Origin of the sequence: Bordetella genomosp. 2 (assembly GCF_002261345.1) — a bacterium.
Classification (GTDB): Bacteria; Pseudomonadota; Gammaproteobacteria; order Burkholderiales; family Burkholderiaceae_B; genus Bordetella_A.
In genome coordinates, this window is record NZ_NEVT01000003.1 from 1,326,024 (window position 1) to 1,349,165 (window position 23,142).

The window sequence follows — 23,142 nt, forward strand, 5'->3', positions numbered from 1 at the left end:
TTTCCCTATGGCCTACGGCGTTACGCCGGACGGGTTCGTGCGCCCGCGTCTGCCCGAAATCCGGCAGGAGATCGTTGCCGACTTCACGGCGCGCCTGCGTGCGGCCGGCTACACCGGCGATGTGCAGACGCGACCTGACAGCATTCTCGGGCTGCTCATCGACACCTTCGCCGAGCGCGAGACGGCCTTGTGGGAGCAGGCCGAAGGCGTGTATTACGCCATGTACCCGGGTTCGGCTATCGGCGTTTCCCTGGACCGGGCGGTGTCCTTCACCGGCGTCAGGCGCTTGGGCGACGAGAAGTCGCGCGGCTATGTGGTGCTGTATGGCCAGCAGGGCACCACGGTGCCGGCCGGCTCCCAAATCAGCAACCAGCTGACGCAGACCATCTGGGCCACCGCGGCGGATGCCGTGATCAGCGCCGGCGGCGCGGCCGACGTGTCGATCGTGCCGACGGTGGCGCCCGGCGCCACGTACACGGTGACTCTCGACGGCACCCCCTACAGCTACACGTCGGACATCACGCCCACCGTGGCCGAGATTCTGGCCGGGTTGGTGGCGGCGCTCAGCACGACCGAGTACGACGTCTCGAGCAACGGCGCGGCGGTGCGGATCCAGTCCGACGGCCGGCAGGCCTTCGGCGTGTCCCTGTCTGCGAACCTCACCGTAGACCAGTTGGGCACTCCCGTCCTCGCTGAGACGCTGGAGCCGATGGTGGAGGAGGCTGCGCCAGGGACGCTGACGGGCATCATCACGCGAATCAACGGCTGGGACGCCGTGAACAACCTGCAGGCCGCAGCCCCAGGTCGCCTGGCCGAGAACGACGCCGAGCTGCGCGCGCGCTACCCCAGCGGTCTGGCGCGGCTGGGCGCGGCGACGCTGCCCAGCATCTCGCCGAATGTGCGCGACAAAGTGCAGGGCGTGACCGCCATCAAGGTCTACCAGAACAACACCGACGTGGTGGACGCTTCCGGTCGGCCGCCACATTCGCTGCACGTGGTGGTGGATGGGGGCCTCGACGACGAGATCGGCGCGGCCATATTCCAGACCGTGGCGGCTGGCATCGACACGCATGGCGCTGTCGTTGTCACGGTGAAGGACTCCGAGGGGGCGAACCATGACATCCGGTTCGACCGGCCGGCGCCCGTCTATGTCTGGGTGAAGGCGCAGCTGACGCTGCTGCCCAGCACCGAGCAGGAGTTTCCAACTGACGGCTACGCGCAGGTGGCGGCATCGATCCTGGCGACTGGCCAGGCGCACCAGATCAGCCAGGACGTGCTGCAGCAGCGCTTCTACTGCGGCATCTACCAGACGCCCGGCATCGCCGTCGTGGCGCTGGCGTTCGCGCACTCCACGGATCCTGGCTTTATGCCGGGCCCGGGTGACTACAGCTCCGACAACATCGCCATTCAGGAATACGAGGTCGCCAAGTTCGACGCCAGCCGTATCGAGGTGACCTGATGGACCTGAACCAAGACCACGGCCTGATCGCCTGGAACCACTGGCTGACGCAGTTCGAAGGCAAGCCGCGATTGCAGGCCTTGGTCCGGGCGCTTCTCCAGCCTGCCGACGGCCTGCAGGGCGCCCTGCGCGATCTGTACGAAAAGCGCTGGCTGGACACCGCCGAGGGCAAGCAGCTCGACGGCATCGGCGAGATCGTCGGGCTGTCGCGCGTCGTCGAGAAAGCGGTCTACGTTCAGTTCTTTGGCTTCAACGGGCAGCCCAATATCGGGGGCTTCGGCGAGGCGCGCATGCGCCATCGGTTTGAGCAGTCGGTGGCGGGTTCGTTGACCCTGCTCGACCACGAGTACAGGAAGCTCCTGTACTGGAAGATCGCGCTGAACAATGGCCACGGAACGACGCCGGAGATCATCGCGGCCATCAAGCCAATTTTCGACGTGTCGCGCGTGATCGTCGAGAACGCCGGCAACGCCAAGATCACGGTCTGGATGAACCGGTTGCCCAAGCCCGGCGAAGCGTTGCTGAACGATCCGGAGCGCTGGATTCCCGTCGCCGCTGGCGTGGGCATCAAGCGGGTGACGGTGTCAGGCGAAAAGCCATTCGGCTTCAAGAGCCAGGGATTCTTCGGCTTCGGTGTCGGTGTGTTCGCCCACAACATCAAAAGCGGTCCGGGCGGTGGATGTTTCGCCGTCAGCAACGGCTATGCGCCCACGTATTTTGCAGGCGAGTACACGGCGACCACGACCTGCTACCCGACCAGCTAAACCCAATCGGAAGAGTGACATATGAGCGATGAGCTGAAGCTCAGGACGGTGCTCGGCCGTCCGCTGCAGGATGTGGAGGTGGACGGGAATTTCCTGTACATCGACGGAAAGGCAACTGGAGCGGTGGACGCCGCCCAAAAGGCCGAACAACTCGCCCATGACTTCCCGGTCAAAGTTCACCCGATGCCGCTACGGCCTGGTATGCCGGTGGTGTTTCGGTCCAAATCGGGGCAAGTCCCCATGCACTTCGACCAACAGGGCACTGTTGTGCAGGGAGCTTCCCGAATCCTGGGGCAGGGTAAGGATGGTGTGGCACTGGATGTTGCGGCGGGAGCGCTCAAGGTAACAAACGAGGGCGTGGTGTCGGTGCCAGGCATGAGCATGCGAAGCACGCCGAGCGGCAACGGCACCCAGTACTTCACCGATAAGAGCCAATCAACGCACATCTGGATGCAGGTCAACCCGGATGGGTCTGTCAACATCTGGCAGCTTCTGGGATACGCCTCTACCGCCGAACTCGACGCCGTCGTGCAACGAGTGGCCGTCCTTGAAGCCGCAGCGGAGACTGGAGCCGAAACACCCGTCGATCAGATGCGGCCGGTGTTTGTCGGTGCAGACGGCAGGCTCATGACTCTCGGTGTGAACGGCCAGCCCGTCGAGTACTTCGATCCCAATCCCTACAGCTTCGAGCTCGACATACCCGTGCACTGGTTTCAGCGAGCAGTGGTCGCGGCATGGAACCGGCCGGCAATTGGGCCTACTGGTGCCGTCGCCATTGCGCGCGCGGTCGAGAACTCAGATATTCCGGCCCTGACCATTCCGGCAGATCCGAACCTGTGGTTGATCGTCGTGGTGCATGGCCAATCAAATGCGCCCGGCGCTCAGGGCTTGCCCCTTCTCCCGCCTTACGATCAGCCGTTCGAGTCGCACGCATGGATGCTGGGCGGTACCGGGATAGGCTGCCGGCTGGTACGGGATGACACGGGGGCGGCGGTTGGGTCTGAGCCGATCTATGACCCAGCCGTCACCACCGAACTGGTACCCCTGCAGTCAACGCAGTACGGCAGCCGCGGCGTGACGCTATGCGAGGGGTTTGCTGCCTATTTCCACCCGATGCTGCGCCGTCGGCTGGGATATGACATCAATGTCGTGTACATCAACGGCGGATATGGAGGACGCCTTGCATCGGCGCTGGCGAAGGGCACCATTCCATATGAGAACATCCTCAGGGCGGTGCAACGCGCGAAAGAGCTGATAGTAGCGCGTGGCGGCGTGCCTCATGTTCCGTTCGCGCTTTGCGCTCATGGAGAGTCCAATGCCGGCACGTCAGCGTATCGGTCTGAACTGGTTACCTGGCAAGGCGATTTCGAAGGCGACGCTCAGGCGATCACTGGGCAGTTGGCGCCCATCCCCTTTGTGTGCAGCCAAGCCAGCACCTTCGCGCACAGCGGCAGCGCGATTCAGAGCCGAGCTGTCCACGGTGTGCTGGCACCCTTCGATGCCGCTCGCACCTATCCCGGCAAATTCATAGTCGCGGGGCCCTACTATCCGGACGAGCTGAATGCAGACAACCCACATCGGCGAAATCGAGGGCATTTCCGCGGCGGTGAGTACATGGCCATGGCCGTGGAAATGGCACTGTTCGGAGGCAGGCCTTTCGGAGGCCTGGAGCCGGTAAGGGTTGAATTTGATGGGGGACGCGTGCTGACGCTCACCGTGGCCCCAGTCTATCAACACGCCGTCATCGACAACACCAATCCTAGCAACCCGCCGCTGCCTGATGGGTTTCACGGGTTTGAGGTGTTCGGGGGGGATGGTGAGCCGGTGACCATCAACTCGGTGACTGATAACGGGGACAACACGTATACGGTAACGACGGCCGAGGACGTGCCCGCTGGGGAGCACCGCGGCCTCGGTTACGGATTGCGAGGCTTCGATCTTCCCAAGGTGAATGGTCAGGGGCCCCGCGGCCAAATCCGGGATGGCCGGCTAACCCCGTCCGGTGTGGGCGGCGAGCCGTTGTATCACTGGATGTGCCACTTTTTTCTTGCATTCTGAGGGTATTCAAATATGCCAACCACCTATGAACTGGATGTCGAGTTCGATAATCCAAAGCTGCCTTTGCTACCCCGGTTTGTCGAGAACGGCCTTGTCGCGGCGTTTCGGCCGCACGACGATGCCGCCAGCCTGACCGACTTGAGCGGCAATGGAGTGACGCTGGAAGTGGCCGGCTCGCCGAGTTTCGATCCGCTTGGCGTTCTGGTTGGGCCCCCCGTTGGATACACGCTGTCCATCGCGGAGTCCCCCAGCTACACAAAGATGGTGGCCTATCGTATCGAGTATGAGCTGGAGACGCCTGCCGGCGGCATTATCCAGATCGCCGGTAGCCGGATGGGTTTTGGCGCTGAGGAAACCGGCTGCAGCCTGACGGCCGGTGTCTTCGCGCAAACCCCTGAAGACCCGACTGGAACGCGGTTGCAGCACGCAGCCCGCATGAAGCTGACGACGGGCTCCGCATCCAACTATCGCGGATCGAAGTTGGCGCAACCGGTCCCTGCCTTCCCATTTGCGAGCCCCTGGCAGTACGCGGCTCTCACGTTCGATGATCAGACCAAGACTCTTCGGATATTCGAGCCGGCAAAAGAGGTGTTCTTTGAGTATCTGACCGTGCCGGCGGCGCGGTCTTCCAACCCATGGCGCATCGGTTATTCGCCAGGTGCACCGGACAGCGTCGGACCGATGCGCGCGCGGGTGGCGGAGGCCCTCTTTTATGACCGTGCCCTGACCAGCGAGGAAGTCTCGGAGCAGTTTGAGTCGTCGGTCGCATATTTGGCGTCCCGTGGAATCGATGTCTCTGACGTTCTACTGCCGTAACCTCCGAGGAAATTATGAACGTAGATTTTTTCACCAGCTTCACGTACTCCTGGGCGCAGGCCGGCATCGTCGACGTGCTCGACGACTCGCAATATAAGCTCGGCTGGTCCTTCATCGGTGCCACGCCGCCCACGGTCGAGCAGTTCAACGCAGTGCATCAGCTCGCCGACAAGAAGCTGGCCTGGCTGTACCAGAACGTGAAGGCGGTCACGGACAACGCTGGCGTCACGCTGGGTCCAACCGTCTATACCGGGCTGCTGACGGCCATCCAGCGCGCCGCGGCGCACGGCCGGCGCGCCTTCACCGAGAACGGCACCTTCGTGGTGCCGGCCACCATTACGAAGATCCGGGTTTCGGGGTGCGGTGGCGGTGGTGGTGGCGGGGGTGGCGGCGGTGCCACTGGTTCTACCATCGGCGTCGCTGGTGGTGGTGGCGGTGCCGGCATGTTCGTGATCGACCAGGAGATCACCGTCACCCCCGGCCAGACGCTAGCCGTCCAGATCGGAGGCGCTGGCCTGGGCGGCACGGCCGGGACAAGCACGGTTAAGGCCGGCGACGGCACCAACGGAGGCGCATCGGCTGTGGTCGGCTTCGTGACGCTCACTGGCGGCAGTGGCGGCAAGGGCGGGGCTTCCGCAACTGGCGCGGGCTTGACTGAGGGCGGCGCAGGTTTCCCGGCCGGCGGTCGCGCTGCGCCGCACAGCGTGACGCCGCTTGTCTATAGCCTCGGTGGTATCGGCGCCGGCGGGCCATTCGGTGGCGCCGGCGCGGCAGGATCTTCGTCTGCGGGCGACCCGTCAGGGGGTAATAACGCCTACGGCTTCGGGGTCGGCGGCGGCGGTGGCGGCGGCCAGGTTACGACGGCTGCCAATGGCACGTCGGGCGGCAACGGCGCGCCGGGCCTGATCATTTTGGAGTGGTGACATGCGATATGCCTATTACGACCCGACCGGCGGCGCGGTGATTGGCTGGATTGACACCGAGCGCTACCACTACGACACGCTGCCCGACGCGGAAACGCTGCTCGAAGTGCCGGATGACTTTTCCGGATCTATCGAAGATGGCTGGGAAGTCGTCGGAGGTGCATTGCAGCCCGTCAGCGAATCGGCGTAGGACTGACCGCGTACAGCCGTAACGGCGACCTGCTTCGGCGGGTTTTTTTTTGTCTACGCCTGAAGCCGAGAGGAAAAGTGTGGAGATCGACCCCAACACCCTGAGCGCAGACGCCAAGGCGCTGCTGGTGGCCATCCAGACCATGCAAGCCCAGCAGCAGCGTCGAGACGCTGCCCAGCAGGAACAGCACCAGCGCGACAACGAGGCGCTGCAGCGGGAAATCATGGCGCTGTCGGCGGCCGTGAAAACGGGGTTCCCCGACGGCGACCTGGACGGCCATCGCCGCTATCACGAGCTGCTCATCGAGGAGGCGCTGGAGCGCAAGCGCATGCGCAGCGCCGTTTTCATTCACGTCGCCAAGGCTAGCACGTGGGCGGTCATCGTCGGGCTGCTGGCGCTGCTGTGGGCGGGATTCAAAGAGAGGATATTGAAGTGATCAATGAACTGACGCGACTGCTGCGTGGCGACGAAGGCGAGGTCCTGCACGCCTACCAGGACCATCTGGGCTACTGGACCATCGGCGTGGGCCGGCTCATCGACAAGAGGAAGGGCGGCGGCATCAGCCGCACGGAATCCGCACTGCTGCTGAGCAACGATATCGCCGAGAAGGAGGCCGAGCTCGACCGGCGCCTGCCGTGGTGGCGCGAGCTGCCCGACGCCCGGCGCGCCGTGATCCTGGCCATGGCATTCCAGATGGGCGTCGATGGGCTGCTGAGCTTCAAGAACACGCTGGCCTTGGTCCGGGCTGACAACTTCGACGGGGCCGCGCGCGGGATGCTGGCCAGCCTGTGGGCGCGCCAGACGCCCGAACGCGCGCACCGCATGGCCGAGCAGATGCGGACCAACACCTGGCACTTCAAGGAAGGCACATGAAACTGAAACCCGTAGACGACTGGCGCCGTGGGTGGCGCTGGATTTCCGTGCACTGCATGGCCGTTGCCGTGGCCGTGCAGGGCAGCTGGGCGGCCATGCCCGACGACCTGAAGGCGGGGATCCCGTCGGGCTGGGTGACGGGCGTGTCGATCGCTGTGCTGGTGCTGGGCGCGGTCGGTCGGTTCATCAAGCAGGGGAGCTCCGATGTTGACGACTCTACTGAGTAGCTTTGGTGGCTACATCGTCGCCGCAGTGGTCGCGCTGGTAGCCGTGGCCGGCGCCTACCTGCGCGGCCGCTCCAGTGGTAAAGGCGCCGAGCGCACAGAGCGCGACGCGAAGATCAACGAACAGGCCGCTCAGGCGCGCCAGGAAGTGCAGGAGGTGCGTAATGAAACGGCTTCTATGGCTGACGACGCTATCGCTGACTATCTTGAGTCTGACTGGGTGCGCAAGCCAACTGGCAAGGGTCGGCGTTGAATACTGCGAGCACGCCCGGCCAATCTGGTTCGATACGGCGGTTGAGGTGCGGGTTACGCCTGCTTCTATTCGGCGACAAGTGTCGATGCACAATGAAATCTGGGAAAGGTTGTGCCAGTAGAAACGGCTAAGCCTGTTCCAAACCAGGGGCCAACTATTCTCGTAAGTGTTCGCGCATTTTGACCGCTTGCGCGAAGTAGCGGCCAAAGCTCGTTACTGAGATGCCGCCTTTGGCAAAGAATATACGCAATCCATCCGCGTCGTGGACTTCCCGAAGGCGGCGAATCTCCGGCCTTTCTTCGACCCAAAGATATGCCTCGTCTGAATTAATGGAGCGGTCATAGGTTACCGTTACAAGGCCCAGCCTAACCCAATTGTCGACCATGGCCACGCGCATTGGTAGCTCACCAGGCTGGCCGTCGCGCAACAGATTGAATAGGTGAGTGTCTGGAATCGAATATGCGCCAGTCGCAAATTTTGGCGGTCCTTCTTTGTCTTTCAATACATTAACCGAACGCCTTACTTCTACGGCTGGAGTGATGCCACGCAAGAGTATGCTCGGCAAAATTTGCGCTTCAAGGCTGGTGATTTGCTTGATAACCTCGACGAAGGCGGGGTGACAAGTAGCATCTTCACGCGAGTCCATGGTTGACGCTAACAGGGCCAAATAGAGCTCTTCTAATAGTTCTTCTTCATGCGAAAAAGCCAAAGCTTGCAACGCAGGACCAGCAATGGAGGCCTTGGGCTCTTTCAGCGCGGCTTCGGGAATCTCCGAGATTTTCTCCGCCATCATCGCCGGGAAGCGTTTCTCAAAATAGATCTTTGCCTTTTCAATCCCGTAGTTTATGGCGGCCAACGGCAACAGTGCATTTTCGACCGTCTTTGTGACGATTACGCTTGATCGGGCAAGATTCTTGCCGGCTGCCTTTATTTCGGCTGTTTGGGCTGCCTCTTGCACGACTGCGCTAGCAACTTTCCCCAACGTTAGATTGGCTACGTTTGAATCATCGGTCATTGGTTGCCTCCTGATGTGTGAGATGTCACGCTCGCGCAGCAACACGCACCTTGCGGTGGGCGCTGAGGCGATGGAGTTTGTTTGGTAGGGCCACTTCAAAAATTCGATAAAAGCCGTAAGACGCGAGAATCGATACCGCGGTGGAGAATATCAACATGCTGAACCCCATGGTCCATGCTTGCAGTCCGAGTGCCGCAGCCACCTGGTGAAGTAGGGCGTTTACGGTCGTGTGGAATAGGTAGAGCGAATAGGAAATGCCGCCAAGCCACACCAGCGGACGCGGCACATGCAGGTTCATTCGTTCCTTGTGGGCCAGTGCCACGCCCAGAATGATCAGGGCGCTACTAAAGCCATACCTGGCCATGCCGTGACCGGCTTGCACACGGCCCCAAAACTGGATCGCCAGGAACATTGACCCCACAGCGATAAAGGCCGCGATCACCCACCGCGGGGGTGACTGGATGCGCGAGTGGTAAAGCAAACCAATTGCGACGCCCGCGACAAAATCAAGAATGATGGAATTGGTGAGCATGCCGACGTACGCCGACAGCCCGTAGGGCGTCTTAACGTTCAGGGAGAAGACCTCGAGGTAGAGCGGCAGCGCGACAACGGTAGCGAGCACCCAAAGGAAAAACAGGGACCAACGCCAGCGGCCAAAGAGCATGAACACGGCCGAGATGCCATAGAAGTACATCTCATAGTTAAGCGTCCAGCCCACTTCGAGCGTGGCATATCCGAAGAACGGCGAGTCGGTCGGGGCGAGGGGAATGAAAAATAGGCTGCGCAATAGCTGCGCCGGCCGGCCTGGCTCCAGGAACCACGCTGGACCGGGCACCAGGAAGATGAAAAGAAGGGTGGCCGCAATGTATGCTGGCCAGATGCGCAGCAATCGGCGGCCAACGAAGCCAAGGGCGTAGCCGGCGGTACCGTCTGACGCCGATGTCGAATGCACAAGAACAAAGCCGGCGATCACGAAAAATAGATCGACCCCGGCGCCACCGCTGAGGAACAGGAAGCGCGCGACCTCGGCCTGCCCCGGCGCAGTGACGAAGAACATGTAGTGCGAGAGCAGGACCATGAGCGCGGCAATGCCGCGCAGGGCCTGGATGCTTTCTATCTTATTTTGTTGCATGCCGTAGCTTAACGCACGGCAAGCTCCAATTCACGTCCCATGCTGGCCAGCGCCTCGGCGATGGTGTCGATCTTCGTGGCGTGGCCGAGGTCCACGATGCGGTTGACGTCCTGCTTGCGGGTGTGCAGCCGGCGCGCCAGCTCGCTGGGCGTGACACCCTGGGCGATCATTTCGTTGAGCAGCAGCACCTTGGCAGACACGCTGGCCGGCAAGCTGACCAGCACTTCGCCGGCCTGAACTGCTGACGGCGCCGGCACCTGGCGGCGGTCCTCGAAATAGAAGTCCATGGCGGTCAGCAGGGCGTCGGCCGCCATAGCTTCGGCCTCTTCGCGGGTATCTGCGCCAGTCAGCGCCTCGGGGATGTCGCGGAACGACACCATGAAGCCGGAGGTGTCCGGCTCGATCTTCGCGGGATAGCGCAACATAGCAATGCTCCAATTCGGGGTACGGTATCGCGAGCGGGAAGCCCCTGTCGGGGCCTCCTTTCCTACTTCAATCCCAACTGCTTCAGGATCGCTTGCCTCAGTCCTTCGCCAATCTCTTGGCCTGGGTGCCGGGGCAGGGTGGTTTGCTTGCCGTTCAGGTAGACCTTCGTGTGGTTGGAACCCTCTTTGAAAGTCGCCCCTTGGGCAGCGAGCCACCTCTTGAACTCGCTCTGTTTCACCGCACCTCCTTTGTTCGTTGACGATGGATGCATGGTAAACAAAAATGTTTACTTCGTCAAGAGGCTTGTTGCGTTGGCGCGTCGGCCGGCTCGGCCCGATACGGATGCCAGAACCAGTGGCTGTGCTTGTGGTGCCGCACGCGCATCCGGCGGAAGTAGATCCTGACCCAGCCGACATGGCCGGCCTCGATCACGACGTCATGCGGCCGGTCCACCGCCGTCTCGACGGGTGGCAGGGTGGCGGAAGCCGCGGCGCAGTATCCGCCGGGCACGCGGCGGAGAATCCCATTGTCTTGGGTCATGGCAATTTCCAGGTGATATACCAGCCCTGGTAGTAGCGGGCGCCGTCGATTTCCTCGAAGCCTCGCACCATCAGGGCCCGTTCGGTCGTGAAGGTCAGCAGCTCGACATCCATCAGGTCTGGTATCGGCGGCGGCAGGCGCTCGCCGTGCTGCGTGCGCACGACACGGAAGCACCGGACATAGCGACGCATGTCCTCCCGGTAGAGCGAGTACATGGAGACGGGGCCGGGGATGGTCGGCCAGTCCTCCTCCCGGAGGGGGCGGCCGAGCCGATGGCTGCGGTGGACGATACAGTCGGGCATAGCAGAAATACTGGTTGTTTATCCAGTATATCCGCTCTAGAATCAGTGCCAGATGGGCGGTGAAGTTACATTTTCCCGGGGTGGCATTGATGGGCGAGGCGGAGACCGACTGGCGGCAGGCTGACGACTACTACTGGGCCGGCGCGCCTGGCTGGACGATCTGCAGAGTATGGGTGGGCGGCGCCTATCGATACGAGCTCTGGCATACCCGCGACGGCGTCGGCCGTATGGTGGGCTCGCGCGCGTCATTCCAGGGTGCGGTGGCGCTGTTCGAGCAGCAGGCGAAGGGGTAGCGCTACCTGGGCTCAGGCGTGGCCACCAGCGCGTCGGCGGGGTAGGGCTGCAGGAAATCCCTGGAGTCCGCCGGGCCGGCGGCCAGCCAATCGCCATAGGCGCTGTCGGGCAGAATGACCACCATCCGCTTTTCTTTGTTCGGCGCGTGATACAGCTTGAACAGCGGATGATGGTCCGCGTTGATCGTCAGCATGGTGTAGGAGAGCCGCCAGTGGCCGCTGGCGTCCTTGTAGCGATCCCACAGGCCGGCGATGCCCATGGGCGCGCCGTCGGCTCGCGTGAAGCGGGTGGGGATCGCGTATTCGGTCTCGAACTGCGCTTTCATCTCCGGCCGGTGGTCGGGTTCATAGATGGCTTCGGCCGGGATGATGCAATGGTTGCCCTTGTGCCAGGCGTTCCGGAATGTCCAAAGCTTTTCTGCGGTCTCGGCTCGCGCGTTGTAGGTCCTTTTCTTTTCTGCTTCGGCCAATTTCGCTGCATGGGTGCCAGGCGGAATCATCCCCCAGCGACCGAGCTCGGCTTGACGCTCCGGCACGGCCTCGTCCCCTGAATCCCACTCCGGCGGCCGGCGGATGAATTCGCCTAGGTAGTCCGGCCACATATCCCACTTCGACGGCGGCACCGGAAGCCCGCGCGACCGGAAGTACTTCTCCATCTGCTCGCGCTTTTTCAGGGCTACGTAGTGGCTGCACATGGGCCTATCCTCGACGGTGGAATGGCCAGTATAGGCTGTCTAAAACTCGCATCGGCCTCAAAGAAAATCAAGGTCTTACGCCCACAAGTATCTCATCATCAATTAGACAGACGAGTAGTGAAAGCCTAGAAATATCAGAAACATAGGCTTGTTCTTCGATCAATTGACCGAGTACATCATTGTGGTGGCACTGATCGCGGTCGCGGCCATTGCTGTCTATCAACTGTTCGGCCAGGTGGTGCGATCCCAGACGGCCGCCATGGCCCGCGAGCTGGCCGGAGAGGACGGCACCACCGAGGCGCGTGCTGCGCAAACGGCGGCCGGCAAGGCCTCGGCGCAGACCAAGGCGCGCACGCTCAAGTCGTTCACGGGCAACGCCAAATGATGGCTGAGCGTGCGCCGACAGCGTTGGGGCAGGGCGGCCAGGCGCTGCCTGTCGTCCTGGCCCTGGCGGCACTGGCCGGGCTTGCCCTGGTGGCGCTGTACAACGTCGGCCAGACGGCCTCTGCCCGGGTCCGCCTGACGCACGCCGCCGACGCGGCGGCATACAGTGGCGCATTGGAGCAGGCGCGCACGCTGAACTTGCTGGCATATATCAACCGGGCCCAGGTGGCCCACCAGATAGCCATGGCGCATATCGTCACGCTGGCGTCCTGGGCGCGGTTCGGCCAGGCGCAGTCGACGCGGCGCACGCAGGGCAACCCTCCGGCGTCACTGATCTCCATGCTGTTCGGGTCTGCGGCCGGCGCGGCCTATGCGCGGTCCAGCAGCACTGGCGATGCCGTACCAGGGCTGGCACGCGCTTTCCAGCAACATGATCACGTCGTACACCAGGTGCTGCAACGCGCCGCCGTGGCGGCGACGGACAGCCTGGCCAAGGCGCGCTTGCAGAGCATGCTGCGCGTTCTGCACGCCAATTATCCAGAGCACTATGCCGACCCTGCCGGCCACGCAACCGCGCAGACCGGCCCAGTGCACTTGGCGCTGCTGCATGACAACAGTGCTGGTTACGTCGAGCAGCGGCGCGGCAATGGAGACACCGGCCTGCGGGGCATGATAGAGCTGTCCGCCGGGCGCCACGACTTCCTGCGTCCGCGCGACCTGACCCGCCACAGCTCCTGGATCGTGCAACGCACCTGCCCGACGCGCCGGCACGAGCTGCGGCGTCGCGGCGGCACCTGGCTTGACGACGAGGGCCGTTGGGGTTCGCTGGATACGCTGTCATACCATGCGTTGCGCTCCAACCGATGGATCGGCTGCTATTACCGCGAATACGCCATGGGGTGGGGGCAGGCCGGCGCGTCAACCGTGAAAGCCGGCGACTACGTCGACAAGCCACCCCAGGATTTTTCCCAACAGGATTTCTGGCGGTGGGTGCACGAGAACACCTCCTGGAACCTGTTCGCGGGACGCAGCAACCCGTTGGCCAATTCGTATGCCGTGGCGGGCGCGGCCCGCTGGCCGGGCAAAGGGCTGCCGTCCTACCACGATGTCGACCCTGGCGCCGCGCGCCAGCCATTGCGTTTTGCCATCCAGGTACGGCAGTCGGCCAGCGCGCTGGCGACGACCGATGCCGCGAGCAAGGTGGCGGCGCCTGCCGGGCGCTATGCGGCCGCTACCGGCCTGGCGGGCGAGGAGGCGGTCACCGTGACGAGCGCGGCAGAAACTTATTTTGCCCGGCCCGAGCCACGGGCAGATGGGCGCAGCGAGTATGCCAACCTGTTCCGCCCGTACTGGCAGGCGCGGCTGAGCGCGCCTGTCGCGCCCGAGACCGGCGAGGTGGCGCCATGAGGCCGCCTCGCCGATACCAAGGCCAGCATGGCCAGGCCGTGCTGGAGGCCCTGTTGGCAGTGGCGCTGCTCGCGGCATGTTTGCATGGCGTGGCAACGGTAGGCGCGTTGCAGCATCGCGTGCTGCAGGCGGCGCATCTTAGCCGGCATGCCGCCTTCGCGGCGGCGCGAGGGCAGCTTCAGGTACCGGCCCCGCCCGACGCGACGGTGTCGGTCGCGCGCCGCGCGCATGACGATGCCGGGCCGAGGCCGAGCGACGCACAGGCCACGGTGCTGTCGCGCGACTGGCTGCGTGTCGATGAGCGCCTGCTGCGGGCGCAAGCCACGGTCACGCCGGGCAGCGCGGTGGCTTTCGCACAGCGCAATGGCCCGGCTGTGCGATTGGCGATACGGCGCTACACCTCGCTGGCGGCCGGCGCGGGACACGCAACCGGCGACGCGGCGGTACAGCAGCGCCTGGCCATGTCGGAAGCCGGGTGGTCGGGCGCCGCGCGCGACTCCACCGCGGCGGCGCAGAGCCTGCATGGGCGCATGCAGGCGGTGGATGCCCCGTGGGGCAGGGGCCGATGGTCGCTGGACTGGCTGTCCGCATGGGCGGACCTGGTGCCGGCATATCCCCGTGGCACGGAGCACTGACACCATGCGCGCGCCACCTCATGCCCGTCGTGCGGCCGACTGCTGGCCGGGTTACCGCGCCGGCCTGCTGCGATTCCGCCTGGCGCATCTGGGTCGGGGATGCATGGCGGTGGCAGGGCTGCTGGTGCCGCAGGCGCTGTCCGCCGGCATGCCGCCTCGTCTCGACGACTTGGCGCTGCCGCCGGGCAGCGTGCAGACGTCCCTGGGCGAAGGGCTGCGTTTGTACGGCATGCCCGCCGATATCCGCCTGCTCGATATACCGGTAGCCGTCGCGGACGTCATTCCACTGCTGACGGCGCGGCATCCTTCACTGTCCGACCTCGGAGTCTACCCAGGACGGGCCGTGTTGTCAGGGCGGGTCGGCGCGGATCTCTGGGTCATCATGCTGGAGCCCGCCGGGCCACGGCGTTCGCGGGGCAGCATCTCGGTGCTGGGAGGCAGGCCTGACGCGTCGCGCGCCCGGCCTGGCAGCGTGCCCTGGATGCCGGCCGGTGCGCGGCTGCGCCTCGATTTCGCCGCCCGCCAGCAAGGCGGGCAGGTCACGCACCAGGTATGGACGCTGCCGCTGCCCTTGGCCACCGCGCGTCGCGCCGTCGATGCCGGCTTGCGGCGCGCCGGCTGGCGCCGGGACGCCGCCCGGCCGGGGCCGCAACACTGGATGCGAGGCGCCGCCCGCCTGGTCATCAGCATCGTCGACGCCGATGGCGGCAGCGGGATCCTGGTGCAGCATCACGACGCGGGGGCGCCATGAAGATGGCCATTGTTCCATTCATGGCGCGTGCGCGCGCGTTGAGCGTATACGCCTTCGCCCTGGGCGCGGGGCTGCTGGCCGCCTGGGCGGCCCGCGAGCATATCCAGGCCCGAGTCCGGGAAATCGAGCGCGAGGCGGAAGTCGTGATGGTCGAACGGTTGGTGGCGGCCGAAGACCTGCCCGCGGGCACGCGCCTGCAGGCCGGCCATCTGGCGGTGCGCGACATCCCGCTGCCGTGGGTGCCCAGCGGCACGCTGGAACCCGAAGCGGCTGACCGCGCCATTGGCGCCATCCTGGCCAATGATGTCGGGCAGGGGGACCCGCTGCTCGATGTGCAGCTGATGCAGGAAGGCGCCTCGCCACCGCTGTCCGAGCTGCTGCCGGCCGGCCGGCGCGCCGTCACGCTGCCGGCTGACGAGATCAATGCGGCTTCCGGGATCCTGCGGGCCGGCGATGTCATCGACCTCTATGTATCGTTCGCGCATCGCGGGCAGCAGTTGACGGCGCCGTTGCTGCAGGGCGTGCGGGTCCTCGCGGCCGGCGGCGGGCCCGACGCCGCGCCGTCAGTCACCCTCGATACCGCGCCACAGGACGCCATCAAGCTCATTGCCGCGCGCCAGACGGGGGCCTTGACGGCCATGTTGCGGCACCGTGGCGATGCGGCCGTGCCGGGCCCGTCCGCGTCGGGCGACCTGGCCGCCCTGATGGGGCTCGAGAATCCGGATGCGTCGGCGCGGCGCGCGGTCCAGATTCTCTATGGCGACCGCGTGGATGCCGAAGGCGCGCGTGACCTGGATGGCGCGGCGGCCGGCCTTGCGGCCGCGGAGGGACCATGAAGCTGCCCTTCACGTTGGCGATGCTGTGCGCGATGGCGATGCTGGCGTGGCCAAGCGTCGCGGCCGAGCCCTTGCCGCTGACGCTCGAGGTCGGCCAGACCCACGTGGTGCGCCACGCGGGAGTCACCCGTGTGGCGGTGGGCAATGGCCAGGTGCTGAGCGCCGTGTCCGTCGATGGCCGCGAAGTCGTGCTGTTCGCGCGCCAGGAGGGCATGTCCTCGGTGCACGTCTGGACGCCCCGGGGCGTCGGCGCGGCCTACGAGGTGCAAGTCCGGCCAGCGGGATGGTCGCACATGCAGGAAGAGGTGCGGGCGTTGCTGCGGCACATTCCCGCGGTGCGCAGCAGCCTGGTGGGCGACAACATCGTGCTCGAGGGCGAAGATCTGGCGGACGATGACCGGGCCCGCGTGGCGGCGCTGGCCCAGCGCTATCCGCGCATTCTCGATTTCACCGGCCAGGTCGGCTGGGACCGCATGGTGCTGCTGGACGTGCAGGTCGTCGAACTGCCCAGCTCGCGCCTGCGCGAGTTCGGCGTGCAATGGGATGGCGCCACGCAGGGCGGCCTGCAGGCGGGGGTGGTATGGCGGCCCGGCTCGAGCGCGCAGCCGGGCGAAGCCGTCGAGGCTCCGCCGCTGACGGTCACGGGGCTGGGCGTCTTCGGCTATTTCGGCGCCAACGCCTTGCTGTCGTCGCGCATTGCCGCGCTGGCGCAGCGGGGCGAGGCCGTCATGCTGGCGCAGCCGCAGTTGCTGGCCCGCAGCGGCACGACAGCGTCCTTCCTGGCCGGCGGCGAGGTGCCCTATACCTCCACCGACGCGCAGGGCAACCCCAACACCGAATTCAAGCCATACGGCGTTTCGCTCAACATCACGCCGCGCATCGACCGCAACGGAACCATACGGTCGCGCATCGATGTCGAGGCCAGCTCGATCGATACTTCTCTCAGCGCGGATGGCGGTCCCGCCTTGCGGACGCGCCGCGCTTCCACCGAGTTCAATGTCCGCTCGGGCCAGACGCTGATCCTGGGCGGCTTCCTGTCGCGCGAACGCTCCAGCGAGCGCAGCGGCCTGCCGCTCTTGCAGGATATTCCCCTGCTGGGCGTGCTGTTCTCCGGGCGGCGCGAGCAACGCAAGCAGACCGAACTGGCCATTTTCGTGACGCCGCGCATCGTGTCCCAGGATCATCCCGAACTGGCCGCACGAGTGGAGCGCGGCCGCCAGGTGCTGGGGCAGGCCTTTCCCGATCCACCGCCACTGGGCACCGCCGTGCCGGGGCCGGACACGCCCGACTGGAGCGCGCATATGGGCCCGGGTTCCCAGTGGCAGGCCGCGGGCGGCGCGGCACTCGCTCATGGAGGCAATTGATCATGCTCGACATACATATGACATTCGAGGACGGGCAGCAGCGCACGATCCGCGCACCGTTGCCATTGGTCATCGGCCGCGCGCCGCAGTGCGGACTGCGCATCGCCAACTGGCGGGTCGCCAAGCGCCACGCGCGGCTCGATTGCCAGGGCCAGGCGCTGGAGCTGGAAGACCTGGGGTCGCTTGGCGGGACCTTCGTCAATGGGGTGCGCATTACCGTGCATCGCCCGGTGCTGCCGGGCGACGATGTGCTGATAGGCCCCTGCCGCTTGCGCGTGCGGATGCTCGCCGACGCCGAGTCCCGGGAGGCCGGGCGGGGCGAGGAGCCGGCCGGGCCGGCCACGCCGGACACAAGCCTTGCCGACGAGCCCGTTCCGGCCGCGCTGACCGCGTTGGCACTGCTGCCGCATCGCCGTCGCCTGCATGCGGCGCTGCTGCAGGCCCTGGACCTGCGGCGCCGCGACGTGGCGGGCATGAGCGATGGCCTGCTGCGCAGCGAGGCGCAACGCCTGCTCGGCGCCATCGTCGCGGCCGATCCCGAGATCCCCGCCCAGGCGGATCGCGCCGCGCTGTGCCGTGACGTGCTGGACGAGGCGGTCGGGCTGGGGCCGCTGGAGCCGCTGCTGGCCGATGCGGGCATCAGCGAAATCATGGTCAACCGCTATGACGAAATCTATATCGAGCGCCAGGGGCGCCTGTCGCGGCACGACGCGGCATTCAGCAGCGAGGATTCGGTGCGCTGGGTGATCGAGCGCATCGTGGCCCCGGTGGGGCGGCGCATCGACGAAAGCGCGCCCATGGTCGACGCGCGCCTGCCGGACGGTTCCCGCGTCAACGCGGTGATTCCGCCGGTTGCCCTGAAAGGCGCCAGCTTGACGATACGCAAGTTCCCGGCACGACGCCCGCAGATGGCCGATCTCATCGGCTCCGGCTCGATCGACCGGCCGATGGCCGAGTTCCTCTGCCTGTGCGTGCGCGCGCGCAAGAATATCGTGGTCTCGGGCGGTACGGGATCGGGCAAGACGACGTTGCTGAACATCTTGTCCAATGGCATTCCGGAGGGCGAACGCATCGTCACCATCGAGGACGCCGCCGAGCTGCGGCTGGACCACGAACACTTGATTGCGCTCGAGGCGCGGCCGGCCAACCTGGAAGGGCGCGGCCGCATCGATATCCGCGAGCTGGTGCGCAATGCCCTGCGCATGCGTCCCGACCGCATCGTGGTGGGCGAATGCCGCGGCGCCGAGGCCTTCGACATGCTGACGGCCATGAACACCGGCCATGAGGGCTCGCTGACCACGCTGCATGCCAACTCGCCGCGCGATGCGCTGGGCCGGCTGGAGGCCATGGTGCTGATGGCCGGAATGGATCTGCCCCTGGCCGTAGTGCGCGAGCATATCGGAGCCAGCATCGACATCATCGTGCAGCAGGCCAGGCTGTCCGACGGACGCCGGGTCGCCACCTCCATTGTCGAGATCACCGGCCTGGAAAGCGGCCGCATCCAGCTGCAGGAGCTGTTCCGCTTCCAGCACGGGCGGGGGTTCACGGGCTGCGGCTTGCTGCCGAGCTTTGCCGACGAATGGCGGGCCGCCGGCATCGGGCTGGATGCCGGCATGTTCTGCGGCGGCGCCGAACCTGGTTTCACGGCGGGCGGCCAGCCATGATCTGGCTGGCGGCCGCAATGACGATGGCGTCCGCCGGCGTGCTGGTCTGGCGCGCGCAGGCCTGGTTCGGACCGGCGCTGCGGCGCTATCGCGAGCTCTACACCCAGGATGCCGGCGTGCGCCTCGGCGAGGTCTTCCTGTTCATCGATCCGGCGCAGCTATGGCTGGCGGCCATGGTGCTGGCGGTCCTGGCCGGTCTTTTCGGCTTCGCCATCAGCGGCAGCACGGTGCTGGCATGCGGCGCCGCGCTGTTGGCGGCACGGCTGCCGCGTCACTTGATCGAGCGCCTGCGCCGCCGCCGGCTGGCACGTTTCGACCAGCAATTGCCGGGCGCCTTGCTGGCGCTGGCCTCGGCCTTGCGGGCGGGGGTCAGCGTGGCCACCGCATTGCGGCACATCGTCGATCACAGCGAGGCGCCGCTGGCCCAGGAGTTCGGGCTGATGCTGCGCGAACAGCGGCTGGGGGTTTCCTTCGACACGGCGCTGGCCAACCTGAGTGGCCGCGTGCCGTCGGAGGCCAGCGCCCTGGTGGCGGCGGCGCTGCGCGTGGCCGCCCACACCGGCGGCAACCTGGCCGAAACCCTGGATGGCATTGCGCTCACGCTACGCGAGCGCCTGCAACTGCAGGGCAAGGTACGCGCCCTGACCGCGCAGGGGCGCCTGCAGGCATGGATCATGGGGGGGCTTGCCGCTGCTGCTGATGTGGGTGCTGGATCGCATGGAGCCGGACGCCATGGCGGTGCTGTGGCATACCCCGCCGGGCTGGGCGGTACTGGCCGTCATGGCGGTGCTGGAGACCGCCGGCGTGGTGCTGATCCGGCGCATCGTGGATATCGACATCTGATGCTCTCGATACTGGCAGTCTGCCTGGCGGGCGCGGGCACGGCGGTAGCGGCCTGGCTGCTGGCCAGGCCGCTGGCGGATGCGCCGGCCGCGCCCGCCACGCTCGGACACATGCCGTGGGCCTGGCGGGCGGCATGGCCATGGCTGTCCGCCGTGGCCAAGGCATGCGGGCCATGGCTGCCATGGCGGCTACGGGCCCGCCTGGCGCGGGCGGTGGCACAGGCGGGCTTGCCTGCCGAGGTCACGGCGGCCCACGCCGCAGCCCTGGTCGGCAGCACGGCCCTGCTGGGCATGGCGGCCGGCGCCGCGCTGGCGTGGTGGGCCGGCTCGCTGGCGGCCGTGCCCTGGCTGGCGTCGGCTGGCGCCATGCTGGGCGGCGGCTGGCCCGTCGTGTGGGCGCACAACCGGGCGCGGCGTCGCCGCCGGCGCATCGGACGGGAGCTGCCGTTCGTGCTCGACATGATGACGTTGTGTGTCGAATCGGGCCTGGGCCTGCACGGCGCCTTGCAACAGGCCGAGCAGCATGGGCCGCCCGGGCCGCTGCGCCAGGAGCTGGCCCGGGCCTTGGCCGACATGCGGGCCGGCATGCCGCGCGCGGCCGCGCTCAAGGCGCTCGCCGAGCGCGCCGACGATCCGGCGGTACGCAGTTGGGTGGCGGCCCTGACGCAGGCCGAAGGCCTGGGCATGAGCATGGGGTCCTTGTTGCGGGGGCAGGCGGCACAGTGCCGGACCGATCGATTCCAGCGCGCCGAGAAGCTCGCCATGGAAGCGCCCGTCAAGATGCTGCTGCCCTTGATAGGCTGCATCTTCCCCTGCACTTTCATCGTGCTGGCGTTCCCCATCGCGGTGCAGCTATGGCAGGCGACGCAGTGAGCCCGCGCGCGCGCCGCCCGCTGGCCGTGGGCCGGATCCGGCTGGTGCGCGCACACGGCGCCCTCGGCCGGCTGCGTGGCCTGCTGTGCCGCGGGCGGGCGCCGGGCCCGCGCAGCGGGCTGTGGCTGGCGCCGTGCCGCGCCATCCATACCCTGGGCATGCGCCACCCCATCGATGCGGCGTTTCTCGATGCCGACGGCCGGCTGCTGCGCCTGGCGCGCAATCTGCCGCCCGGCCGCGTGGCGCTATGCCTGCGCGCGGCCTCGGTGGTCGAATTGGCGGTCAATGGCGTGGATACGCCGCTGCGCTATCGTCGCCGCCTGCGCGTCGCGGTGCGCCGCGCGCAAGCCCCGGGCAAGCGCGGGGCGTGCGGCAAGCGTGGCCGGACGCTATGAGGCCGGAGCGAAGAACCGCTCGCGCAAGGGCTGCAGCCCGATGCGGTCCAGTATTTCATTGAGCCGCTCGGCTGGCTTGCGGCGCGGCAGGTTCTTGTAGTGGGCGATGATCAGCTCGTTCTTCATCGAGTGTTCCCAGCCCACCAGTTCCGTGACGCTGACCTGGTAGCCATGCGCCTCGAGTTGCAGGCAGCGCAGCACGTTGGTGATCTGGCTGCCGAATTCGCGCGTGTGCAGCGGGTGGCGCCAGATCTCGGCCAGCGGGTCGGCCAGCGCGCGGGCCTTGTTCTTGCGCAGCACGGCGGCCACCTCGGCCTGGCAGCAGGGCACCACGACGATGTACTTGGCGTGCTTTTCCAGCGCGAACCGGATGGCGTCGTCGGTGGCGGTGTCGCAGGCGTGCAGGGCGGTGACCACGTCCACCCGCGCGGGCAGTTGCCCGGAGGCGATCGATTCGGCCACCGTCAGGTTCAGGAACGACATGCCGCCGAAGCCGAGCCGGGCGGCCAGCGCCTGCGACGAGGCTACCAGTTCGGCGCGGGTCTCGATGCCGTAGACGTGGGAGTCGTCGCGCAGCGCCTTGAAGAACAGGTCGTAAAGAATGAACCCCAGGTACGACTTGCCGGCGCCGCGGTCGACCAGGGTGACGGCGCCGCGTTCGGCCTTGACGTCGCGCAGCAGGGGCTCGATGAACTGGAACAGGTGGTACACCTGCTTGAGCTTGCGGCGGCTGTCCTGGTTCAGTTTGCCGTCGCGCGTCAGGATGTGCAGTTCCTTCAGCAGTTCGACGGATTGGTCGGGGCGGATCTCGGGGGCAGGGGACATCGGGGCGGCGCGCCGCGAGCGCGGCTGGCGAAAACCGGTATTTTACTGAAACCCGCGCCGCCGCCCCGCCGGTTGCCGGCTCAGTCCTGCGGGAATACCGGCTCGCCCAGATTCAGCATCAGGCGGTTGGCCCAGGCGAAGATGGCGTCCGAATGCAGCAGGTCCAGCACTTCGGCGTCGCTCAGGCCTACGTCCTTCAGCGCCTGGATGTCGGCCGCCGAGATCTCGGCCGGACGCTCGGTAATGGCGATCGAGAAGCGGGCGATAGCCTGTTCGCGCGGCGTGGTGCCGGCGCTGGCGGGATCGTCGAACACCTGTTCGACCACGTCGTCGCGCTTGGCCAGCTGGGTGAAGCGCTGCGCATGCACCGAGGCGCAGTACACGCAGCCGTTGATGCGCGACACCACGGTGGCACCCAGCTCGCGTTCGGCGCGCGGCATGCCGCCGGGCGCGTACATGATGGCGTTGAAGGCGGTGGAGCGCTGGCGCAGGATTTCCGGCTGGTGCACCAGGAACAGGTAATAGTCGGACACCTTGGCCTTGGGATGGCTTTCTTCCAGCACCGCGATCTGCTCGGGGCTGGCGCCCTCGACATCGACCACGTCCAGCCAGGCGCGCCATTCGAGCGTTTCGTTGGTGAAGCCGTGCGATTTGATGATGCGGCTCATGCGGACTCCTCGAGGGCTTTCATGGCTTTCAGGCCGGCGACCAGGCGTACCTGGTACGACAGGAAGGCGATCAGTTGCGACAGCGCCACCACCGCGGGGGTAGACAAGCCGGCGGCGGGCAGGGTATGCAGCGCGGCGCGGTCGCCTTCGACCGGCTTTTCGATCAACTTGCGGGTGAAGGCCAGGATGGCGGCCAGTCTCGCGTCGCCGGCATCGGCCGGCTCGCCGCGCTCCGCCAGCTCGACCAGCGCCGGCGCGGCGCCGCTGGCCGCCAGGCGCTCGCGATAATGCGCGGCCAGTTCCGGCGCGGGCGTCAGGCGGCAGGCATACAGCGCCACCAGCAGGCGCTCCTGCAGCGGCAGGCCGGGCAAGGCCGGGTCGAACAAGGCGTCATAGCTGCCCTGGGTGGCCGCGACCACCTTGTCGCGCTGGTGGCGCACCGCGTGGGTCTTGCTGCCGGGCGCCAGGCCGACCAGGCGGTCGACCAGGTCGTCGGCGGCGGAATGGGGGCGATCTTGCATATGCAGGCTCCTCG

Annotated in this window: 28 protein-coding genes and 2 pseudogenes; 21 read left to right on the forward strand and 9 right to left on the reverse strand. The window is 66.3% G+C overall.

The window, feature by feature from the left end:
- Nucleotides 1-7 precede the first annotated feature (7 nt).
- Genes CAL24_RS08415 through CAL24_RS08460 form a run of 10 tightly spaced genes read left to right on the forward strand, consistent with a single transcriptional unit; the run spans nt 8 to nt 7,560 of the window.
- On the forward strand, nt 8-1,459 hold the full coding sequence (locus tag CAL24_RS08415; protein ID WP_094806377.1) for a baseplate J/gp47 family protein: 1,452 nt from the start codon (nt 8-10) through the stop codon (nt 1,457-1,459).
- Nucleotides 1,459-2,223: a DUF2612 domain-containing protein gene (locus CAL24_RS08420; protein ID WP_094806378.1), complete on the forward strand. Its 765-nt coding sequence runs from the start codon at nt 1,459-1,461 to the stop codon at nt 2,221-2,223. The genes CAL24_RS08415 and CAL24_RS08420 overlap by 1 nt, the downstream gene beginning before the upstream one ends.
- Before the next feature lie 21 nt (nt 2,224-2,244).
- Nucleotides 2,245-4,281: a hypothetical protein gene (locus tag CAL24_RS08425; protein WP_094806379.1), complete on the forward strand. Its 2,037-nt coding sequence runs from the start codon at nt 2,245-2,247 to the stop codon at nt 4,279-4,281.
- 12 nt (nt 4,282-4,293) lie between these two features.
- Nucleotides 4,294-5,097, forward strand: coding sequence for a LamG domain-containing protein (locus tag CAL24_RS08430; protein ID WP_141218058.1), 804 nt, complete (start codon nt 4,294-4,296; stop codon nt 5,095-5,097).
- A 14-nt stretch (nt 5,098-5,111) separates the two neighbouring features.
- Nucleotides 5,112-6,020 carry a hypothetical protein gene (locus tag CAL24_RS08435; protein WP_094806381.1) on the forward strand — a complete coding sequence of 303 codons (909 nt, stop codon included), beginning with the start codon at nt 5,112-5,114 and terminating at the stop codon, nt 6,018-6,020.
- 1 nt (nt 6,021) lies between these two features.
- Nucleotides 6,022-6,210 (forward strand): hypothetical protein, encoded by a 189-nt coding sequence (locus CAL24_RS08440; RefSeq protein ID WP_094806382.1) that lies wholly within the window; start codon nt 6,022-6,024, stop codon nt 6,208-6,210.
- A gap of 49 nt (nt 6,211-6,259) precedes the next feature.
- Complete coding sequence (locus CAL24_RS08445; protein ID WP_141218059.1) at nt 6,260-6,646, forward strand: hypothetical protein; 387 nt, start codon at nt 6,260-6,262, stop codon at nt 6,644-6,646.
- A complete protein-coding gene (locus CAL24_RS08450; RefSeq protein WP_094806383.1) occupies nt 6,643-7,083 on the forward strand; it encodes a glycoside hydrolase family protein in 441 nt (146 codons plus the stop codon). Before CAL24_RS08445 ends, CAL24_RS08450 begins: the two co-directional genes overlap by 4 nt.
- Nucleotides 7,080-7,310, forward strand: coding sequence for a hypothetical protein (locus tag CAL24_RS08455; RefSeq protein WP_212591730.1), 231 nt, complete (start codon nt 7,080-7,082; stop codon nt 7,308-7,310). Before CAL24_RS08450 ends, CAL24_RS08455 begins: the two co-directional genes overlap by 4 nt.
- Nucleotides 7,288-7,560, forward strand: coding sequence for a hypothetical protein (locus CAL24_RS08460; RefSeq protein WP_094806532.1), 273 nt, complete (start codon nt 7,288-7,290; stop codon nt 7,558-7,560). Before CAL24_RS08455 ends, CAL24_RS08460 begins: the two co-directional genes overlap by 23 nt.
- A 154-nt stretch (nt 7,561-7,714) precedes the next feature.
- On the opposite strand, the gene CAL24_RS08465 is transcribed toward CAL24_RS08460, so the two are convergent.
- The 6 genes from CAL24_RS08465 to CAL24_RS08490 all read right to left on the reverse strand — a co-directional run bounded on the left by CAL24_RS08465 (nt 7,715) and on the right by CAL24_RS08490 (nt 10,888).
- Nucleotides 7,715-8,575, reverse strand: coding sequence for a DUF4393 domain-containing protein (locus CAL24_RS08465; protein WP_094806384.1), 861 nt, complete (start codon nt 8,573-8,575; stop codon nt 7,715-7,717).
- A gap of 25 nt (nt 8,576-8,600) precedes the next feature.
- Nucleotides 8,601-9,707: an acyltransferase family protein gene (locus CAL24_RS08470; protein WP_094806385.1), complete on the reverse strand. Its 1,107-nt coding sequence runs from the start codon at nt 9,705-9,707 to the stop codon at nt 8,601-8,603.
- 8 nt (nt 9,708-9,715) lie between these two features.
- Nucleotides 9,716-10,132, reverse strand: coding sequence for a type II toxin-antitoxin system HicB family antitoxin (locus tag CAL24_RS08475; RefSeq protein WP_094806386.1), 417 nt, complete (start codon nt 10,130-10,132; stop codon nt 9,716-9,718).
- A 62-nt stretch (nt 10,133-10,194) separates the two neighbouring features.
- The gene (locus CAL24_RS08480; protein ID WP_432759285.1) at nt 10,195-10,404 is read right to left on the reverse strand and encodes a type II toxin-antitoxin system HicA family toxin; all 210 of its coding nucleotides are present in this window, start codon (nt 10,402-10,404) and stop codon (nt 10,195-10,197) included.
- 23 nt (nt 10,405-10,427) lie between these two features.
- Nucleotides 10,428-10,673: a hypothetical protein gene (locus CAL24_RS08485; RefSeq protein ID WP_094806387.1), complete on the reverse strand. Its 246-nt coding sequence runs from the start codon at nt 10,671-10,673 to the stop codon at nt 10,428-10,430.
- The gene (locus tag CAL24_RS08490) at nt 10,670-10,888 is read right to left on the reverse strand and encodes a hypothetical protein (RefSeq protein ID WP_028353418.1); all 219 of its coding nucleotides are present in this window, start codon (nt 10,886-10,888) and stop codon (nt 10,670-10,672) included. The genes CAL24_RS08485 and CAL24_RS08490 overlap by 4 nt, the downstream gene beginning before the upstream one ends.
- A 146-nt stretch (nt 10,889-11,034) precedes the next feature.
- Here CAL24_RS08490 and CAL24_RS08495 point away from each other — a divergent pair, with 146 nt between their 5' ends.
- Entirely contained in the window at nt 11,035-11,268 is a 234-nt protein-coding gene (locus tag CAL24_RS08495; protein ID WP_249278496.1) for a hypothetical protein, read from the forward strand.
- Nucleotides 11,269-11,270: 2 nt separating this feature from the next.
- Here CAL24_RS08495 and CAL24_RS08500 read toward each other — a convergent pair whose 3' ends face one another.
- Nucleotides 11,271-11,963, reverse strand: a complete 693-nt coding sequence (locus tag CAL24_RS08500) for an SOS response-associated peptidase (protein ID WP_094806389.1) — start codon at nt 11,961-11,963, stop codon at nt 11,271-11,273.
- 133 nt (nt 11,964-12,096) lie between these two features.
- On the opposite strand from CAL24_RS08500, the gene CAL24_RS08505 reads away from it, so the two are divergent.
- From CAL24_RS08505 to CAL24_RS08550, 10 genes and pseudogenes are all read left to right on the forward strand, one after another.
- Nucleotides 12,097-12,348, forward strand: a complete 252-nt coding sequence (locus tag CAL24_RS08505) for a hypothetical protein (RefSeq protein ID WP_094806390.1) — start codon at nt 12,097-12,099, stop codon at nt 12,346-12,348.
- Entirely contained in the window at nt 12,345-13,754 is a 1,410-nt protein-coding gene (locus tag CAL24_RS08510; protein WP_094806391.1) for a pilus assembly protein TadG-related protein, read from the forward strand. Before CAL24_RS08505 ends, CAL24_RS08510 begins: the two co-directional genes overlap by 4 nt.
- Nucleotides 13,751-14,389 carry a hypothetical protein gene (locus tag CAL24_RS08515; RefSeq protein WP_094806392.1) on the forward strand — a complete coding sequence of 213 codons (639 nt, stop codon included), beginning with the start codon at nt 13,751-13,753 and terminating at the stop codon, nt 14,387-14,389. The genes CAL24_RS08510 and CAL24_RS08515 overlap by 4 nt, the downstream gene beginning before the upstream one ends.
- 4 nt (nt 14,390-14,393) lie before the next feature.
- Nucleotides 14,394-15,140, forward strand: a complete 747-nt coding sequence (locus CAL24_RS08520) for a hypothetical protein (protein ID WP_141218060.1) — start codon at nt 14,394-14,396, stop codon at nt 15,138-15,140.
- A 2-nt stretch (nt 15,141-15,142) separates the two neighbouring features.
- Entirely contained in the window at nt 15,143-15,976 is an 834-nt protein-coding gene (gene cpaB, locus CAL24_RS08525; RefSeq protein WP_249278497.1) for a Flp pilus assembly protein CpaB, read from the forward strand.
- Nucleotides 15,973-17,340, forward strand: a complete 1,368-nt coding sequence (locus CAL24_RS08530) for a type II and III secretion system protein family protein (protein ID WP_094806395.1) — start codon at nt 15,973-15,975, stop codon at nt 17,338-17,340. The genes cpaB and CAL24_RS08530 overlap by 4 nt, the downstream gene beginning before the upstream one ends.
- Nucleotides 17,341-17,342: 2 nt before the next feature.
- The gene (locus CAL24_RS08535) at nt 17,343-19,004 is read left to right on the forward strand and encodes an ATPase, T2SS/T4P/T4SS family (RefSeq protein WP_094806396.1); all 1,662 of its coding nucleotides are present in this window, start codon (nt 17,343-17,345) and stop codon (nt 19,002-19,004) included.
- Nucleotides 19,001-19,847 (forward strand): annotated as a pseudogene (locus CAL24_RS08540) (type II secretion system F family protein). The gene CAL24_RS08535 and the pseudogene CAL24_RS08540 overlap by 4 nt, the downstream one beginning before the upstream one ends.
- Nucleotides 19,748-20,719, forward strand: coding sequence for a type II secretion system F family protein (locus tag CAL24_RS08545; protein ID WP_432759280.1), 972 nt, complete (start codon nt 19,748-19,750; stop codon nt 20,717-20,719). Before CAL24_RS08540 ends, CAL24_RS08545 begins: the two are co-directional and overlap by 100 nt.
- Nucleotides 20,716-21,114, forward strand: coding sequence for a DUF192 domain-containing protein (locus CAL24_RS08550; protein ID WP_170947042.1), 399 nt, complete (start codon nt 20,716-20,718; stop codon nt 21,112-21,114). Before CAL24_RS08545 ends, CAL24_RS08550 begins: the two co-directional genes overlap by 4 nt.
- On the opposite strand, the gene CAL24_RS08555 is transcribed toward CAL24_RS08550, so the two are convergent.
- Both CAL24_RS08555 and CAL24_RS24505 read right to left on the reverse strand, forming a co-directional pair.
- Nucleotides 21,109-21,939, reverse strand: coding sequence for a class I SAM-dependent methyltransferase (locus tag CAL24_RS08555; RefSeq protein ID WP_094806399.1), 831 nt, complete (start codon nt 21,937-21,939; stop codon nt 21,109-21,111). The two genes, CAL24_RS08550 and CAL24_RS08555, sit on opposite strands and share 6 nt — an antisense overlap.
- Nucleotides 21,940-22,019: 80 nt before the next feature.
- Nucleotides 22,020-23,128, reverse strand: a pseudogene (locus CAL24_RS24505) (CMD domain protein).
- Between the last annotated feature and the right edge of the window lie 14 nt (nt 23,129-23,142).

What these genes read in the sequence shown, in the direction of transcription:
- CAL24_RS08435 (WP_094806381.1), top strand. Translation starts at nt 5,112, where the DNA reads ATGAACGTAGATTTTTTCACCAGCTTCACGTACTCCTGGGCGCAGGCC.
- CAL24_RS08440 (WP_094806382.1), top strand. Translation starts at nt 6,022, where the DNA reads ATGCGATATGCCTATTACGACCCGACCGGCGGCGCGGTGATTGGCTGG.
- CAL24_RS08415 (WP_094806377.1), top strand. Translation starts at nt 8, where the DNA reads ATGGCCTACGGCGTTACGCCGGACGGGTTCGTGCGCCCGCGTCTGCCC.
- CAL24_RS08490 (WP_028353418.1), bottom strand. Translation starts at nt 10,888, where the DNA reads ATGTACTCGCTCTACCGGGAGGACATGCGTCGCTATGTCCGGTGCTTC.
- CAL24_RS08430 (WP_141218058.1), top strand. Translation starts at nt 4,294, where the DNA reads ATGCCAACCACCTATGAACTGGATGTCGAGTTCGATAATCCAAAGCTG.
- CAL24_RS08500 (WP_094806389.1), bottom strand. Translation starts at nt 11,963, where the DNA reads ATGTGCAGCCACTACGTAGCCCTGAAAAAGCGCGAGCAGATGGAGAAG.
- CAL24_RS08460 (WP_094806532.1), top strand. Translation starts at nt 7,288, where the DNA reads ATGTTGACGACTCTACTGAGTAGCTTTGGTGGCTACATCGTCGCCGCA.
- cpaB (WP_249278497.1), top strand. Translation starts at nt 15,143, where the DNA reads ATGGCCATTGTTCCATTCATGGCGCGTGCGCGCGCGTTGAGCGTATAC.
- CAL24_RS08520 (WP_141218060.1), top strand. Translation starts at nt 14,394, where the DNA reads ATGCGCGCGCCACCTCATGCCCGTCGTGCGGCCGACTGCTGGCCGGGT.
- CAL24_RS08420 (WP_094806378.1), top strand. Translation starts at nt 1,459, where the DNA reads ATGGACCTGAACCAAGACCACGGCCTGATCGCCTGGAACCACTGGCTG.
- CAL24_RS08475 (WP_094806386.1), bottom strand. Translation starts at nt 10,132, where the DNA reads ATGTTGCGCTATCCCGCGAAGATCGAGCCGGACACCTCCGGCTTCATG.
- CAL24_RS08510 (WP_094806391.1), top strand. Translation starts at nt 12,345, where the DNA reads ATGATGGCTGAGCGTGCGCCGACAGCGTTGGGGCAGGGCGGCCAGGCG.
- CAL24_RS08535 (WP_094806396.1), top strand. Translation starts at nt 17,343, where the DNA reads ATGCTCGACATACATATGACATTCGAGGACGGGCAGCAGCGCACGATC.
- CAL24_RS08530 (WP_094806395.1), top strand. Translation starts at nt 15,973, where the DNA reads ATGAAGCTGCCCTTCACGTTGGCGATGCTGTGCGCGATGGCGATGCTG.
- CAL24_RS08480 (WP_432759285.1), bottom strand. Translation starts at nt 10,404, where the DNA reads ATGCATCCATCGTCAACGAACAAAGGAGGTGCGGTGAAACAGAGCGAG.
- CAL24_RS08470 (WP_094806385.1), bottom strand. Translation starts at nt 9,707, where the DNA reads ATGCAACAAAATAAGATAGAAAGCATCCAGGCCCTGCGCGGCATTGCC.
- CAL24_RS08425 (WP_094806379.1), top strand. Translation starts at nt 2,245, where the DNA reads ATGAGCGATGAGCTGAAGCTCAGGACGGTGCTCGGCCGTCCGCTGCAG.
- CAL24_RS08465 (WP_094806384.1), bottom strand. Translation starts at nt 8,575, where the DNA reads ATGACCGATGATTCAAACGTAGCCAATCTAACGTTGGGGAAAGTTGCT.
- CAL24_RS08485 (WP_094806387.1), bottom strand. Translation starts at nt 10,673, where the DNA reads ATGACCCAAGACAATGGGATTCTCCGCCGCGTGCCCGGCGGATACTGC.
- CAL24_RS08455 (WP_212591730.1), top strand. Translation starts at nt 7,080, where the DNA reads ATGAAACTGAAACCCGTAGACGACTGGCGCCGTGGGTGGCGCTGGATT.
- CAL24_RS08555 (WP_094806399.1), bottom strand. Translation starts at nt 21,939, where the DNA reads ATGTCCCCTGCCCCCGAGATCCGCCCCGACCAATCCGTCGAACTGCTG.
- CAL24_RS08515 (WP_094806392.1), top strand. Translation starts at nt 13,751, where the DNA reads ATGAGGCCGCCTCGCCGATACCAAGGCCAGCATGGCCAGGCCGTGCTG.